The organism is Marinobacter caseinilyticus, from assembly GCF_011074955.1.
Classification (GTDB): domain Bacteria; phylum Pseudomonadota; class Gammaproteobacteria; order Pseudomonadales; family Oleiphilaceae; genus Marinobacter; species Marinobacter caseinilyticus.
Window position 1 is genome coordinate 91,795 of record NZ_WUQJ01000020.1, and the last position, 15,435, is coordinate 107,229.

General features: G+C 57.1%; 12 protein-coding genes. 3 read left to right on the forward strand and 9 right to left on the reverse strand.

The annotated features are described in order from the left end of the window. Window positions 1-18 precede the first annotated feature (18 nt). The 5 genes from phoU to GRX64_RS09810 all read right to left on the reverse strand — a co-directional run bounded on the left by phoU (window position 19) and on the right by GRX64_RS09810 (window position 5,519). Complete coding sequence (gene phoU / locus GRX64_RS09790) at window positions 19-741, reverse strand: phosphate signaling complex protein PhoU (RefSeq protein ID WP_166266654.1); 723 nt, start codon at window positions 739-741, stop codon at window positions 19-21. 33 nt (window positions 742-774) lie between these two features. After that, window positions 775-1,653 carry a phosphate ABC transporter ATP-binding protein PstB gene (pstB, locus tag GRX64_RS09795; protein WP_166266655.1) on the reverse strand — a complete coding sequence of 293 codons (879 nt, stop codon included), beginning with the start codon at window positions 1,651-1,653 and terminating at the stop codon, window positions 775-777. A gap of 18 nt (window positions 1,654-1,671) precedes the next feature. Then, a complete protein-coding gene (pstA, locus tag GRX64_RS09800) occupies window positions 1,672-2,946 on the reverse strand; it encodes a phosphate ABC transporter permease PstA (protein ID WP_166266656.1) in 1,275 nt (424 codons plus the stop codon). Next, window positions 2,939-4,327: a phosphate ABC transporter permease subunit PstC gene (gene pstC, locus GRX64_RS09805; protein WP_166266658.1), complete on the reverse strand. Its 1,389-nt coding sequence runs from the start codon at window positions 4,325-4,327 to the stop codon at window positions 2,939-2,941. Before pstC ends, pstA begins: the two co-directional genes overlap by 8 nt. A gap of 142 nt (window positions 4,328-4,469) precedes the next feature. Next, window positions 4,470-5,519: a substrate-binding domain-containing protein gene (locus GRX64_RS09810; protein WP_235937610.1), complete on the reverse strand. Its 1,050-nt coding sequence runs from the start codon at window positions 5,517-5,519 to the stop codon at window positions 4,470-4,472. A gap of 335 nt (window positions 5,520-5,854) precedes the next feature. Here GRX64_RS09810 and GRX64_RS09815 point away from each other — a divergent pair, with 335 nt between their 5' ends. Continuing rightward, entirely contained in the window at window positions 5,855-6,256 is a 402-nt protein-coding gene (locus GRX64_RS09815; RefSeq protein ID WP_166266660.1) for an acyl-CoA thioesterase, read from the forward strand. Between the two features lie 39 nt (window positions 6,257-6,295). On the opposite strand, the gene uvrD is transcribed toward GRX64_RS09815, so the two are convergent. Continuing rightward, entirely contained in the window at window positions 6,296-8,461 is a 2,166-nt protein-coding gene (gene uvrD, locus GRX64_RS09820; RefSeq protein WP_166266662.1) for a DNA helicase II, read from the reverse strand. Window positions 8,462-9,018: 557 nt separating this feature from the next. Further along, window positions 9,019-10,473 carry an NAD-dependent succinate-semialdehyde dehydrogenase gene (locus tag GRX64_RS09825; protein ID WP_166266664.1) on the reverse strand — a complete coding sequence of 485 codons (1,455 nt, stop codon included), beginning with the start codon at window positions 10,471-10,473 and terminating at the stop codon, window positions 9,019-9,021. A gap of 191 nt (window positions 10,474-10,664) precedes the next feature. On the opposite strand from GRX64_RS09825, the gene GRX64_RS09830 reads away from it, so the two are divergent. Continuing rightward, on the forward strand, window positions 10,665-11,681 hold the full coding sequence (locus GRX64_RS09830) for a histone deacetylase family protein (RefSeq protein ID WP_166266666.1): 1,017 nt from the start codon (window positions 10,665-10,667) through the stop codon (window positions 11,679-11,681). Here the strand turns inward: GRX64_RS09830 and thiI are convergent, their stop codons facing one another. Beyond that, window positions 11,682-13,136 (reverse strand): tRNA uracil 4-sulfurtransferase ThiI, encoded by a 1,455-nt coding sequence (thiI, locus tag GRX64_RS09835; RefSeq protein ID WP_166266668.1) that lies wholly within the window; start codon window positions 13,134-13,136, stop codon window positions 11,682-11,684. 434 nt (window positions 13,137-13,570) lie between these two features. Between thiI and ppnN the strand changes: the two genes are divergently transcribed. Then, window positions 13,571-14,956 (forward strand): nucleotide 5'-monophosphate nucleosidase PpnN, encoded by a 1,386-nt coding sequence (ppnN, locus tag GRX64_RS09840; protein ID WP_166266670.1) that lies wholly within the window; start codon window positions 13,571-13,573, stop codon window positions 14,954-14,956. A gap of 99 nt (window positions 14,957-15,055) precedes the next feature. On the opposite strand, the gene GRX64_RS09845 is transcribed toward ppnN, so the two are convergent. Continuing rightward, complete coding sequence (locus GRX64_RS09845; RefSeq protein WP_427901655.1) at window positions 15,056-15,367, reverse strand: c-type cytochrome; 312 nt, start codon at window positions 15,365-15,367, stop codon at window positions 15,056-15,058. Window positions 15,368-15,435 lie beyond the last annotated feature (68 nt).

The following is a 15,435-nucleotide window of genomic DNA, read 5'->3' on the forward strand; positions in this document are numbered from 1 at the left end:
GACGCTGGAAGCAGGTGGTTACCGACCGACGATTTTCTCGGCTTCTTCCACGGGTGTATGGCGCACATCCTCACCTTTGACCATGAAAATCACATGCTCTGCCAGGTTACAGGCATGATCGCCGACCCGCTCCAACGCGCGCAGCACCCACATCACCGACATGCATCGGGAGATATTACGAGCATCCTCCATCATGAAGGTCACCAGTGTGCGGGTGGCCGCCTGATACTCCTCATCAACCCGCTTGTCTTCCTTCATGATCCGTAATGCCTGTTCGGAATCCAGCCGGGCAAAGGCATCCAGCGCATCGTTCAGCATGACCGAGACCAGATTGGCAATGTGGCGTACTTCCACATAGCCTCTTGGCGCCTGACCTTCGGCGGCGAGACTGAGAGCAAACTTGGCGATTTTTTTCGCCTCGTCGCCCACTCGCTCAAGGTCAGCGACCATCTTGATAACGGATATAACCAGCCGCAGATCCCGCGCAGCCGGTTGACGCCGGGCAATGATGCGCGTGGCTTCTTCATCGAGCTCAATTTCCAGCCGATCCACCACTTTATCCTTGGCGCGAACCTCATCGGCAAGGTTGCCGTCGCTGTCGATCAACGCAATGACCGCGTTGTTCAACTGCTCCTCCACCATGCCGCCCATTTTCAGAAAATCCGATTTCAGCGCCGATAGGTCGTCATTGAACTGGTGCGAGATGTGATCGCCGTACACGTCGTCCTTTTCTTTCTTCATTGCGGTGTTCTCCTGCTGTTCTCTAAGGCTGTCTTAACCGAAGCGGCCGGTGATATACGATTCGGTCAATTCATGCTGAGGCGACGTAAAGACCTTGTTGGTTTCATTCACTTCGATCAGATGGCCGAGATGGAAATACGCGGTGCGATGAGATACCCGTGCTGCCTGCTGCATGGAGTGCGTCACGATGATGATGGTGTAGCTTTCCGACAGCTCGGAAATCAACTCCTCAATGCGCGCGGTCGCAATCGGGTCCAACGCCGAGCAGGGTTCGTCCATCAGCACCACCTCCGGGCTGACGGCGATAGCCCGGGCAATGCACAACCGTTGTTGTTGGCCACCGGACAAACCGGTTCCGGGAGAATCCAACCGGTCCTTCACCTCGGCCCACAATCCTGCCTTTTTAAGGCTGTTCTCGACAATGTCATCAAGTTCCGACTTGCGGTTGGCAAGACCATGGATCCGGGGACCGTAGGCCACATTGTCGTATATCGATTTGGGAAACGGATTGGGCTTCTGGAACACCATGCCAACCCGGGCACGTAACTCCACCACATCGCGCTTGCGATCATAGATATCCTGGCCATCCAACTCCAGTCGGCCCTTCACCCGACAACTGTCAATGCTGTCGTTCATCCGATTCAGGCAGCGCAGGAACGTGGATTTGCCGCAACCGGATGGCCCGATAAAGGAAATTACCTGATTTTTACGGATATCCAGGCTGATACCCTTAATGGCTTGAGTATCGCCGTAATACACTTCCACATCCCGCAAGGCGAACTTCGGGTTATCGGTAAAGGGCTTGCCCACCGTTTCCCCATACCCATTATCCGCGTGGCTAATGTCCGTGTCTGCCGCGGACACGGCCCTGGTCTCAGTCGTGGCGGTCTCATTCACAATATTTGGATTCATGGTATTCACAATTTCTCCTTACCACCGACGTTCGAGGCGTTTGCGGAGCCAAATGGCTAATGCGTTCATACTGATCAGGAAGGCCAACAGCACCATAATGGCCGCCGAAGCACGCTCAATAAAGGCCAGCTCCGGACTGCCCGCCCACAAGAATATCTGCACCGGCATCACGGTCGCGGATTCAAAAAAGCCACCGGGCACATCCACGATGAAGGCCACCATACCGATCAGCAACAGCGGTGCGGTCTCCCCCAGCGCCTGGGCCATCCCGATAATGGATCCGGTGAGCATCCCGGGCAACGCCAGTGGCAACACGTGGTGCAGCACCACCTGCATTTTGGAGGCGCCAATGCCTTCGGCCGCTTCGCGAATGGAAGGCGGCACACTCTTTATCGATGCCCGGCTTGAAATAATAATGGTTGGCAATGTCATCAGAGTCAGCACAAGTCCGCCGACCATTGGCACTGAACGCGGCATACCAAATAAATTGATAAACACCGCCAAACCCAGCAAACCGAAGATGATCGACGGCACCGCCGCCAGGTTGTTGATGTTCACTTCAATAAAGTCCGTCCACCGATTCTGCGGCGCAAACTCCTCAAGATAGATGGCGGCTGCCACCCCGATGGGAAACGACAGACACAACGTCACCAGCATGGTCAGAAGCGAGCCGACGATCGCCCCCGCGATGCCCGCATTGGAGGGATCCCGCGAATCGCCGCTGGAGAAGAACACATCATTGAAGCTGCTCTCCACAACCCCCCTGTCCACCAATTCATCCACCCAGCGCTGTTGCTGGTCGGACAGTTTGATGGAGTAAGCCTCGTCGTCTTTATGCTTAACATAAACCTCGACATCGGTGTTCGCCAGAAAGGTCATGGTCCGGGTCGTACCCAGCCAGTCCGGATTGGCCTGCAATTGGTCCCGGAGCTGATTGGCGGCGTAAGAATTCATCAGCCGTCCGAGCTCGCGGCGATCACCTTTCTCCGCCGTGGGCAGCTCGTTCAGCAGCGCCTGTTGCAGCGGCGCAACAAAATCCGCCATGCGAATCTGTTCGGGGTCGGTGGGGTCGTCCAGGTACATCAACTCAGGGTCAAGTGGGACCTCCAGCGTGACGGTTGTTTTCAGAAACCCGGTGTACCCCTTGCTGATGATATCGGTAAACAGGATCACCAGTGCCAGAATCGCCACACCGATGGCCAGAATACCGTAGGTCCTGAACCGCCACTCCTTCCGATAACGGCGTTTGAGTGACTGGCGGACGAGCTCCGCCTGTGACAGTTGATCAGTCATACTGTTCCCGATATTTACGCACAACATGGAGGGCAACGATGTTCAGCAACAACGTCACGATGAAGAGCATCATGCCCAGGGCAAAGGCCGCCAGTGTCTTGGCGCTGTCAAACTCCTGATCACCCACCAACAAGGTCACGATTTGAACCGTCACTGTGGTAACCGCTTCCAGTGGATTAGCCGTCATATTGGCCGCCAGACCAGCCGCCATGACCACGATCATGGTTTCACCGATGGCCCGGGATACCGCCAACAGGACACCGCCCATGATGCCGGGCAATGCGGCTGGAAAAATCACTTTCTTCATGGTCTCGGACTGGGTGGCACCCAGGGCGAGGGAGCCATCACGCATGGTTTGCGGGACCGCATTGATGACATCGTCAGACAATGACGACACAAACGGAATAATCATGATCCCCATCACCAGTCCGGCCGCCAGCGCACTTTGCGACGACGCCGACAAGCCGATCGCCTCCGCGATATCCGAGATGAACGGCGCCACCGTCAGGGCGGCGAAAAAACCATAAACCACCGTCGGCACCCCGGCCAGCATTTCAAGCGCAGGCTTGAAGATGGCACGTACTGGCTTAGACGCGTACTCCGACAGATAAATGGCCGACATCAAGCCAACCGGTACCGCCACCAACATGGCAATGCTTGAAATCAGCAACGTGCCCACAAATAGGGGAATCATGCCAAAGGCGCCATCCGCACCCACCTGGTCGGCCCGAATGGCGGTTTGTGGACTCCAGCTGGTGCCAAAGAAAAATTCGATAAACGATACTTTGCCAAAAAACCGGATAGTTTCGAATATGACCGAAAAAATAATGCCAACCGTGGTCAGAATCGCCAACGCTGCGCACAGGAAAAAGATTTTGCGCAGGGTGGATTCCACTTTTTCCCGGGCATTGATGTGAGGGGCAATTCGAAGCCAGGCGATGAAACCACCCAATACCGCAATCGAAAGTACCAATGCCGTCATCATGAAGGTGCTTTGCGCCCGCAAGGCTTCCAGCCGTTCCGCGGCCGCCGCGATGCCTTCAGGTGCAAAGTCGCCCGACAGGGCGCCGGACGCCACATTACTGATTTGGGACAGCACCAAACTGGCCTGCCCGGCAGTGTCTGGGCGAAGTTCGGCGGGCAGGCTACCCACGATGAGGGTCTGAATAACCTTGGCTTCAAAGCCCAGCCAACACGCCAGGATAAGCAGCGCAGGCAAACCACACCACATGGCGGCCCGGGCCGCATAGTAAAAGGGCAGTGATTTGAGATTGCGGATGCCACCAAGGGGCATCGCAAGAGCTCGGGATCGGGCGTAGCCCAACGCAAACGCGATGGCGACCAGAACAACAATCAGCGGGAAAAGATTGGCCGGTTGCATGTAAGCTCTCTATCAATCAAGTGTAAAGACTGCACAGTTTATCGTTCTGGGAGACCGAAGTCACAAATCGACTTCTGCAACGCACAAAGTGCGGAGGCAACCCCCGCACTTTGTGCATCATCATTGACCTGAGGGTCGGAGCTTACATCAGCTCTTCACCGGTCATGGTTTTCATGCTGGTGGCATTCTTGGCCGCTTGCATGCGAGCGTTGCGCTCAAGCGGAATCAACCCTACATCGACCAGGTAGCCGTTGTTGCCCCAGGTAGACTCGCTTGTGAATTCAGCCACATACTCCGCAATACCAGGCACCACACCGACGTGGGCTTTCTTGACGTAGAACCACAGTGAACGGGCCACCGGGTAAGCGTCGCTGCTGATGTTCTCAATGGTGGGTTCCTTGCCCTCCACCACAGCCGCCTGCAACGTACCTGAGTTCTCTTCCAGGAAGCTGTAGCCAAAGATGCCGTAGGCTGAGGTATCGCTGTTCAGCTTTTGCACAATCAGGTTGTCATTCTCGCCGGCTTCGATGAATGCACCGTCTTCACGAATGCTGTGGCAAACCTGCTCTTTCGCTTTCTTTTCCATGCTGTCGATCATGGCAATCTCACCGCAGCCACCTTCCATGGCCAATTCAACAAACGCGTCCCGGGTGCCGGAGGTCGGCGGCGGCCCCATGACTACAATAGGCTTGTTGGGCAGACTGGAATCAACTTCACTCCAGTTTTTGTAGGGATTTGCAATCAGCTTGTCACCGGCTTTATTCGGCACTTCTTTTGCCAACGCCAGGAACAGGTGCTTGAGGGAAATGTCCAGATTCTCGGCTTTCTTCGAGCTGGCAATTACAATGCCGTCGCTGCCGATTTTGACTTCCACGATGTCCTTCACACCATTGCTCTGGCAATTCTTGAACTCGCTTGGCTTCATGCGACGTGAGGCGTTGGTGATGTCCGGGTGCTGGGTACCAATACCCTGGCAAAACAGCTTTAGACCACCACCGGAACCGGTCGATTCCAGCTTTGGCGTTGGGAAATCAGTGTTGCGACCAAAACGCTCGGCAACCACAGTGGCAAATGGGTAAACAGTGGATGAGCCGACAATGTTAATGGTGTCACGGGCCAGAGTAGGCGTGGACACGGCAGCCATAGCACCGGCTACGGCGACACTGGCAAATGCGGTTTTCAGTTTAATCACGTTGAGTCTCCATCTTTCACTTGAGCTATCGAAACGTTAGCTGCTTTTTGGATGCTGACCAAGCCAGATGCGATCCAGATCGATACTGAAACGTCTGTTCGGACCTTCAGACAAACCGGCATGGGTAAGCCGATGTATGGAGCATAAAGTCACTCTATGACAACTTTGTGACAGTGAATGAAATAGCACGGATTAGGTGAATTTTCTTGCAGCTTACCGAATGCGTATTAACATGCAGGGTAATTTTCCGGGCGAGCCACAAAGACGGCTCCACCGCGCGAACACCCCAAAGTGCTCCGGGGCTGAGTTCAATCAATGATAAAAGGTAGCTTGCGATGACCACGTTTGACGATAACAAACCCACCCCCAGGGGTGAATTGGCGATTCAGGTGATCCCCCTGCCCTCCGACACCAATGCCAACGGTGATGTCTATGCCGGTTGGGTCGTCAAACAAATGGATATTGCAGCCGCCACCACCGCGGGCCGGATTTCCAAAGGTCGAAACGCCACGGTCGCAATTGACCGCATGGAGTTTCTTTCCCCCCTCAGGGTCGGCTCCCAGGTCGGATGCTACTGCGAACTGGTGGACATTGGCCGCAGTTCAATGAAGATCAATGTGGAAGTCTGGACGCTTGATCGCACAGCCACAAAACACCGCAAGGTTACCGAAGCGCTGTTTGTGTTTGTGGCCATTGATGACAATGGCCGCATTCGCGAAGTGCCCGAGCAGCCGTAAACCGACCTTATCCGGGCAGCCACTCATGGACGGCAGTGCCTAGCAAGCTTCCAGGGGCGCGTAAGCCAGCACCAGCCACTTGGCGCCTTCGTCAAAGTTGACCTGAACCCGGGTGTGGTGCCCGGCCCCCTCGCAGTTCATTACAATACCTTCGCCAAATTTGGGGTGCCTGACGCGCTGCCCCAGCTGCAGCCCCGCGTCCTGGGCAGCGGATGAGGCAAACATGCCTTCGTTCGGCCGTTGCGCCAGGGCCGGTCGGCTGACGGTGTTGCGCAGCCTGACCTCTTGCAGGCAATCACCGGGAATTTCCCGGACAAACCGCGACAACGCATTGAATTTTTCCTGACCGTACAAGCGGCGGGACTCCGCATAGGTCAGCACCAGCTTGCTCATTGCCCGGGTGATGCCGACATAGGCCAGGCGACGCTCTTCTTCCATCCGCCCCGGCTCTTCCAGCGACATACTGTGGGGAAACAGCCCCTCCTCGACACCGGCCAGGAACACCAGCGGAAACTCCAGGCCTTTGGCGGAGTGCAGCGTCATCAGCTGAACGCTGTCTTCATGCGCTTCCGCCTGGGATTCGCCGGCGTCGAGCGCCGCCTGGGCGATGAACTCAGACAGGGCATCCATGTCGTCGTCGACTTCAAAATCCGCCATGGCGTTGACCAGTTCATCCAGGTTTTCCGCCCTGGCCTGACCCTTTTCACCCTTTTCGCTGCGGTGGTAGTCCCTCAGCCCGCTGTCCTCAATGGTCTGTTTCATCAGACCCTGCAGCGTCGCGTTCGGTGCCATTTCCGACAGCGCCTCAATAATGTCAATGAACCGCTGCAGCCCGGTCTTCGCCCGCCCCTTCAAGCGGCCTGCTGCCAGCAGTCGGTGGGAAGCCTCCCACAGTGACAGGCTGTCGTAGGACGCCAGCTCGCGCACCTCCGACAGACTTTTTGCCCCAATGCCCCGCGGCGGAATGTTCACCACTCGCTCAAAAGCGGCATCGTCATTGCGATAATGCACCAACCTTAAATAACCCAGCGCATTGCGAATTTCCTGGCGGTCATAGAACCGCAAGCCACCATACACCCGGTACGGCAGCCCCTGGCGCATCAATGACTCTTCCAGGACTCTCGACTGGGCATTGGAGCGATACAATATGGCGCACTCGCTGCGCAGGTTGCCCTCATTCACCCAACTGCTGATGGTATCGGCAATGTAGTTGGCCTCGTCCTGTTCATTAAACGCGGCGTACAGACTGATGGGTTCGCCTTCCTTGCCATCGGTCCACAGCTCCTTGCCGAGCCGACCCTGGTTGTTGGCAATCACCGAGTTGGCGGCCTTCAGAATCAACTGGGTCGACCGGTAATTCTGCTCCAGCCGCACCAGTCGTGCATTGGGAAAGTCACGCTGGTACTGCTGGATGTTTTCAATCTTGGCGCCGCGCCAGCCGTAAATCGACTGGTCATCATCACCCACCACGGTCAGCGGTACCCGGTTACCCGCCAGCACTTGCAAGAACGCATATTGAATGGTGTTGGTGTCCTGAAACTCGTCCACCAGGATATGGCGGAAACGGCTTTGATAATGTGTCAGCAATTCTGGCCGATGCAGCCACAATTCATGAGCCCGCAGCAGCAACTCACCAAAATCCACCAGCCCCGCTTGCTGACAAAGTTTCTCGTATTGCCGATAAATCTTCAGCATGGTGGAGGTAAAATGATCACCGGGGTTGTCCTGGATATGGTCCGCCCGCAACCCCTCATCTTTTTGGCTGTTGATAAACCACTGGGCCTGCTTTGGGGGCCAACGGCTCTCGTCAATCTGGAACTCACGCATAACGCGCTTCACCATGCGGATCTGGTCGTCACTGTCCAGCACCTGAAAGTTTTCCGGCAGACCGGCGTCCTGGTAGTGCGTCCGCAACAAGCGGTGGGCAATGCCGTGGAAGGTACCGAACCACATGCCACGGGTTGGCAGGTTCATCATTTGCTCAATGCGGTAACGCATTTCCCGGGCGGCTTTGTTGGTAAAGGTAACCGCCAGCAAGCTGGTGGGCGGCAGTTGATCCACCTGCATCAGCCACGCCATGCGATGCACCAAGACCCGAGTCTTTCCGCTACCCGCCCCCGCCAGCACCAGCAGGTGCGCATTTTGAGCCGTGACGGCCTCTCGCTGGGCATCGTTGAGAGGGTCAATGATCGGAGAAACATCCATGGGCAGACATCGCTGTGTGCAGGTGAATTGAGTGGTCAGATTATAACAGGCCAGACCGCATTCGTGGTGAGTGTGATTCGTGCAGGCGCGGATGACGATCATTGCTGCAGGTAGCTGACAAGCGTCGGGACCAGCAATGTGCCCAGGACAAAAAGCCGGACCGATGGTGACGAGTCCGCCGTTGGGGCGTCATCCGTACTTCAGGTTGCCAATGTCCGATTCATCTGGCGGCTCATTTCCAGGAAAATACAACACCCTGGCCGTGGACGTTGCCCGCAGGAAGCGATCCCACTGCTAGCGAATTACGCGATGTAACAATGATCCACGCAAGATTTATTTGTCACAGCAGGTGTTTTCGGACCAAGGACAGGTAAAGGGACAGGCACCACCGGAGGTGAGCTCTGACGCTGCCATGAAAGGCTTGGCGCCGTCTGGCATCGGCTCTGTCGATGTCACCCAGATGGAGGCGTCGGTTAAAATCATTTTCCGAACGCCACTGAGTGACGGGAGAAAGTGAGCAGTCTCGCGCCGATGGGGCGCGAGATTGCCAACAGGGCTTAAAAGCCCCGTGGAACGGTTTGCGCTTCGACAAACTCGAACAGACCTTCCAGGCCGCCTTCACGACCGATACCGGACGCTTTCATGCCGCCGAACGGCGCTTCCGGTGTCGGACCTGTGCCGGTGTTCCAGCCCACGTGTCCAAACCGCAGCTCGGCCGTCACCCGCTGCGCCCGCTCTGAATCGGCGGTGAAGACATACGCGGCCAACCCGAACTCGGTGTCGTTACCCGCTGCGATCACTTCGTCCTCGGTCCGGAATGAGGCCATTGGCACCAGTGGGCCGAAAGTCTCTTCCCGATAGCAGGCCATTTCCCGGTTGACGCCTGACAGCACTGTCGGCGGATAGAACAGGTCGTTGCCACTGAGTTCGGCAGGATCACGACCCGCCACCAGAGTGCTGCCCCTTTCGAGCGCATCCTGGACATGACGGCGAACCTTGTCGAAGCCGGCCTTGTTGATCAACGGGCCCAGGTCAACGTCACCATTGATGCCATCGCCCACGGTCATCTTGTTGACCCGCTCAGCCAGCTTCTCACCGAACGCTTCCATGATGTTTTCATGGACAAAAATCCGGTTGGCGCAGACACAGGTCTGACCACCACCACGGAATTTGTTGGCCATCAGATTGTCGGCAGCGGCATCCAGATCCGCGTCCTCAAACACAATAAACGGTGCGTTACCGCCCAACTCCAACGCCAGCTTCTTGACGTGCTCAACGGTATCGATGATCAGCTTGCGACCCACCTCGGTAGACCCGGTAAAGCTCAGCATCGGCACATCGGGATGCTCACAGAGCACCTTGCCAATCACGCTCGCTTTGCCCATCACCAGGTTAACCATGCCTGCGGGCAGATCTACGTTCTCGTGAATCAGGGTAAACAACGCAATCATCGTCAGTGGCGTTTCACTGGCCGGTTTGATTACCGAAGGACAGCCAGCCGCCAACGCCGCGGACAGCTTTTTCGCGATCATGCCGGCCGGAAAGTTCCAGGGTGTGATCAGCGCCGTGACACCGATCGGGCGGTAGTGGACCGTCCAGGTGCAGTCTTTTGGCTTTTCAGCCAGTGTGTGCGCATCGAGCGCCTGAATGTGCTTGGCGCAATAATCAAAGAAGCCAGCCGCATAAACGGCCTCGCCCTGGGCTTCCTGAAGTGGTTTGCCATGCTCCATGCACAGAATACGGCCCACTTCCTCTTTATTATTCAGCAGCGCATCGCGAATACCCTCAAGCCAACCGCGGCGGGTTTCCAGGCTGTATGGCGTGCCCAACCGTAGCGCCTGCTTGCCGGCATCAACCGCAGCGTTCACATCGCCTGCGGTCATTGACGGCACCTTGGCGATGCACTCACCGGTGGCCGGGTTGAAGACATCGAAGGTGTTGCCATCGGAGGCCGCTTGCCAGCGCCCGCCTATATAGCCACTCAGATTCTTCAGCAAGGGTGACTCAATCATCTCGGCTCCTTTATCTCTGGTCATGTCGCGCGTACGGTACATAAAACTATCGGTTGCCGGATGCTACGCGCGTTCTCGGGGTTTATGAAGTCATAGTGGCTGGTGATTTCACGGGTGTAAAGCGTTAGCGCTTTTCACTCAGCCAATGGGTTGCCTATACTCGGTGGATCACTATTTAAGGAGGCTGGCACATGAAAGCATTTTTTCACCCCGCACAGGATCAGCACATACCGAAGACCTATTTTACCCGTGGCCAGATGCGCCAGCCACAAGAGGTGCCCGACCGCACGGCACAGATGCTTGAGGGCCTGAAGGCCCTCGGCATTCCGATTCTGGAACCCGCCGATCAGGGCGCAGGCGCGATCTCAAAAGTTCACGATCTGGGCTATCTCAGATTCCTTGAATCCGCCCACCGACGCTGGAAGGAAATTCCGGAGGACTGGGGCGACGAAGTCATGTCCAATATATTTGTCCGCTCCCCCAATGCCATGCGAGGCATTCTGGCAGAAGCCGCGTGCTACCTGGCGGATGGCAGCTGCCCGATTGGCGCCAACACCTGGGATGCCGCCTACTGGTCTGCCCAGACCGCTCTCGGTGCCGCCGACGCGCTCATGGCCGGCGAGCGCACGTCGTATGCTGTTTGCCGGCCGCCTGGCCATCATGCCCGCCGGGATGCCGCGGGCGGTTTCTGTTACCTGAACAATGCGGCCATTGCTGCGGAGAAAATGACGTCCCACTTCCCGCGGGTGGTCATCCTTGATACCGACATGCACCACGGCCAGGGCATTCAGGAAATTTTTTACGAGCGCAGTGATGTGCTCTACATCTCCATTCACGGCGACCCCACCAATTTCTATCCGGTAGTGGCCGGGTATGAAGATGAGCGTGGTGCCGGTGACGGCTACGGCTACAACATCAACCTGCCGATGCCCCACGGTTCGTCCGAAGAAGATTTTTTTGCACGCCTGGAAGAGGCCATGGCCGCCATCAAACTGTTCCAACCCGATGCACTGGTACTGACCCTGGGCTTTGATATTTACAAGGACGATCCCCAGGCCAAGGTGTCGGTCAGTTCGGAAGGTTTCGGCCGCCTTGGTCGCCGGATCAACAAAGCCGGCCTCCCAACGCTGGTGGTACAGGAGGGCGGTTATGACCTGGACACCTTGAGCGAGAACGTCCAGCAGTTCTTCGGCGGCCTGGCAATCTGATCAACGGCCGGGGGCATACACCTTGATGTTGGTGTGGCCCTCGGCCCGCATATGGCCCGCATGTAATTGACTCATCATGCCCCGATCGCAGTACAGCAGATACTGCTGATCCGCATTCAGGGTGTGGAGCGACTCGGCAAGCTCGTAGAACGGAATCTTTACGACCTCATTGTTGGTCAGGTGCAAAGGCGCCGATGCCCCTTCGGTGGGGTGGCGCAGGTCGATCACTATGTCGTCCACCGCCGGCGTCCTTACCAGCTCCACCGACTCCGGTGTGGTCACCGAATCCATCAGGCGACTGACCGCACATTCGTCTCGGGCGGCCAGTGCGCTCTCCAGCACGGCGGGATCCATCCCCGTCTCATCCAGCTCAACCCGGTCCAGGCGAGCACGAGTGGCTGGTCGTCGGGAGATCACGCCACAGTATTCTGGCATCGTGCGCGCGAAGGGCTCGGTTCCGATTCGGGCGGCAATGCGAATTATTTGCTCTTTATCCATCGCGATCAGTGGCCGCAACACCACCTGGTCACTCGCGCGGTCAATGACGGCCAGATTCGACAGGGTCTGACTCGACACCTGCGCCACCGCATCTCCGGTCACCAGAGCGCCCGCGTTGTTCTGCGCGCCCAGGTCGGCGGCGGCCCTCAGCATTTGCCGCTTCAACACCACGCCCCAGTGGCGATCACTGACCGATCGCATGATCTCCGCCACGACCCCGTCGAACGGCACCGAAATAAATTTGGCGCTGTGGGATCCACCGTAACGCTGCCAGATGTAGTGCACGACCTGGCGAACACCGGTCTCATGCGCGGTTCCACCCAGATTGAAGAACAGGAAATGGCTACGCACACCTCGGCGTAACATCAGGTATGCCGCTACGGATGAATCGAAGCCACCCGACATCAGTGTCATAACGGATTCGACGCTGCCCAGGGGGTAACCACCCAAACCTTTGTGCCGGCGATGCGCGATTACATAATAGGCCGGAGCAACCTCAAGCCGAACCGTTACATCGGGTTTTTTGAGATCAACGCCCCGGGCCGCCGTCTCACCGAGCAAGACGGAACCGACATGGCGGGCAAGCTCGGATGAAGAAAACCCATGGTCGCCATGACGCTTAACCCGGACGGCGAAGGTTTTCCCCCGCAACCTTTCAGCAAATGCCCATCGCGCTCTTTCGGCAATTTCGTCCATACTGATCAGAGGGAAGGTCGCAATTTCCTGAATGGTGGAAATCCCCGGGGTCCGCTGGAGTATATCGACCACGGGCCCTGCCAGGCCCAGGTCGTCCGGAACATCCGCATTGACCCGGTCCCAGGCGGCGTCTACCTGAATGCGACCATCGAGCTGGGTCAACAGCTTGCGGATGTTTTGCGCCAACCGTCGCATTTGTTGACGGCGCACAGGTTTGCTTTTGATGGCCACTTCGGGGGCAGGACGAATCAGTAGTTTCATAGGGTAACAGCGGCTATGGTTCGGAAGTGTAGAAAGAATTAAGGGCCTAGGGAAGCGCTGATCAATTCCCGTATACTTTTGGCCTTGAGGCGACCGGCGCTTTGCCACGGCACGCTTCAGATCCGGCAGAGTATACGGGAATTGATCAGCCCGCCCCTAATGCAACGGGTTCACTGTGTGCCTCAACGTTGGGGCACGAGTAACGCCGGCTCGAGTAGGGCATCGGCACAGACAAACACAACGACAAGAGAACCTTCCAGACAAAGGTCTGCTGTGGTTTGAAAGCGCCCGGCAGGGACAACGCCGGAACGTCGCAGGGACGGCGATGTTGCCTACGCGCGTGACACCACTTTCGCCGCAACCGGAGTCCGGGGTTTTTGGAGCGGCCGGTCAGAAATGACAGCGGCCAACGACCATCAGGAGTTCCATTATTCATGAATCAGGCCACAATTAATGCGCTAGTTTCCCCCGAGGGCAGCCTGGAGATTCTATCCAATCATGAAGTCAACCGACTGAAAGACCGCAGCGAAGGCGGTCTCTATAAACTGTTCCGGCAATGCGCGCTCGCCGTTCTCAATACCGGTGTTGAGACCGACGATTGCAAGGACCTGATGGAGGTCCATATGGATTTCGACGTCCGCCTGGTACCTCAGCCGCGCGGATTGAAGCTGGAACTGATCAACGCGCCGGCCAGTGCGTTTGTGGATGGCGAAATGCTGCGCGCCATCCGAGAGCACTTATTCTCCGTGTTGCGGGACATCATCTACTCGCACTCCATCCCCACGTCGGCGGCCGGGTTTAATCGCCAGGACCCGGAAGACATCACCAACCTGATTTTCCACATCTTACGTAATGCCCGCGTGCTGCAGGCCGGGCGCCAGCCTGACATGGTGGTGTGCTGGGGCGGCCACTCCATCAGCCGAGAGGAATATGTCTACAGCAAGGACGTTGGCCATGAACTGGGGCTGCGAGGCCTAAGCATCTGCACCGGCTGCGGCCCCGGCGCAATGAAAGGCCCAATGAAGGGCGCCACCATTGGTCACGCCAAACAGCGGGTTAAAAATGGCCGCTACATCGGCCTCACCGAACCCGGCATCATCGGGGCCGAAGCCCCCAACCCGATCGTCAACGAACTGGTGATCATGCCGGATATCGAAAAGCGCCTGGAGGCATTTGTGCGGGCCGGACACGGCATCATTGTGTTTCCCGGCGGTGTTGGCACGGCCGAGGAGATTCTCTACCTGTTGGGCATACTGCTGCACCCGGATAACGTCGATCTGCCGTTTCCCGTCGTTTTCACCGGCAGGCAGGAAAACGCCGAATACTTTCATATGATTGATGCATTCATCCGCAACGCGCTGGGGAACGAGGCGGCGGAAAAGTATGAAATCATCATTGACGATCCGGTCAAGGTCGCACAAACCATGAAAAAAGGCGTGGCAGAGGTGGAAACCTTTCGGCGCGCAATGCAGGACGCCTACTACTTTAACTGGATGCTGAAAATAGACCCGGTGTTCCAGCTCCCCTTTGAGCCGAACCACGACACCATGCGCGCCCTGGAACTGCACAAGAATCAACCCGTGCACCTGTTGGCCGCCAACCTGCGCAAAGCTTTCAGCGGTATTGTTGCGGGCAACGTCAAGGAGCAGGGCATTCGCCAAATTCAGGAGAAGGGACCGTTTGAGATCTCAGGCGACCCACAGCTGCTGAAACCACTGGAAGCCATGCTGGAAGCGTTCGTGGAACAGAACCGGATGAAACTGCCGGGCAGCTCGGCGTACCGTCCCTGCTACCGGATAGTCAGCACCGAGACCGCGTAAACGCGGACGCCACTGAGGAACTCGGTACAGCCTCAGGCGCTACCAGACCAGCAAATAACTGGCCCCAGACTCGCCTGGGGCCTGAACGCGGGCTACAGGCTACTTCCCACCTGCCGGCAGGCTGGCGTAATAGGCTGCCAGGTTGGCTATGTCGGCGTCGCTCAGGGCCGCCGCCTGTCCTTGCATAATAACGGCCTGGCCGCCATTACGCTGTTTGTTCTTATACGCCGTCAGCGCCGACACCAGGTAGGCTTCATTCTGGCCCGCAAGGCTGGGGTAGGTTGGGATTTGGGCAATACCGTTGGCACCATGACAGGCTGCGCAAACCGCTGCTTTCGCCTTGCCCGCTGCAGGATCTGCTGCCATGGACGCGACCGGAAATGCCAAACCAACAGCCGCAATACTCATCATCACACGGTACTTGAACTTCATTGAACTTACCCTCTCACGCATTGGAAGTAACCGGCTGCAACCGGCAA

What these genes read in the sequence shown, in the direction of transcription:
- phoU (WP_166266654.1), bottom strand. Translation starts at nt 741, where the DNA reads ATGAAGAAAGAAAAGGACGACGTGTACGGCGATCACATCTCGCACCAG.
- pstB (WP_166266655.1), bottom strand. Translation starts at nt 1,653, where the DNA reads ATGAATCCAAATATTGTGAATGAGACCGCCACGACTGAGACCAGGGCC.
- pstA (WP_166266656.1), bottom strand. Translation starts at nt 2,946, where the DNA reads ATGACTGATCAACTGTCACAGGCGGAGCTCGTCCGCCAGTCACTCAAA.
- pstC (WP_166266658.1), bottom strand. Translation starts at nt 4,327, where the DNA reads ATGCAACCGGCCAATCTTTTCCCGCTGATTGTTGTTCTGGTCGCCATC.
- GRX64_RS09815 (WP_166266660.1), top strand. Translation starts at nt 5,855, where the DNA reads ATGACCACGTTTGACGATAACAAACCCACCCCCAGGGGTGAATTGGCG.
- uvrD (WP_166266662.1), bottom strand. Translation starts at nt 8,461, where the DNA reads ATGGATGTTTCTCCGATCATTGACCCTCTCAACGATGCCCAGCGAGAG.
- GRX64_RS09825 (WP_166266664.1), bottom strand. Translation starts at nt 10,473, where the DNA reads ATGATTGAGTCACCCTTGCTGAAGAATCTGAGTGGCTATATAGGCGGG.
- GRX64_RS09830 (WP_166266666.1), top strand. Translation starts at nt 10,665, where the DNA reads ATGAAAGCATTTTTTCACCCCGCACAGGATCAGCACATACCGAAGACC.
- thiI (WP_166266668.1), bottom strand. Translation starts at nt 13,136, where the DNA reads ATGAAACTACTGATTCGTCCTGCCCCCGAAGTGGCCATCAAAAGCAAA.
- ppnN (WP_166266670.1), top strand. Translation starts at nt 13,571, where the DNA reads ATGAATCAGGCCACAATTAATGCGCTAGTTTCCCCCGAGGGCAGCCTG.
- GRX64_RS09845 (WP_427901655.1), bottom strand. Translation starts at nt 15,367, where the DNA reads ATGATGAGTATTGCGGCTGTTGGTTTGGCATTTCCGGTCGCGTCCATG.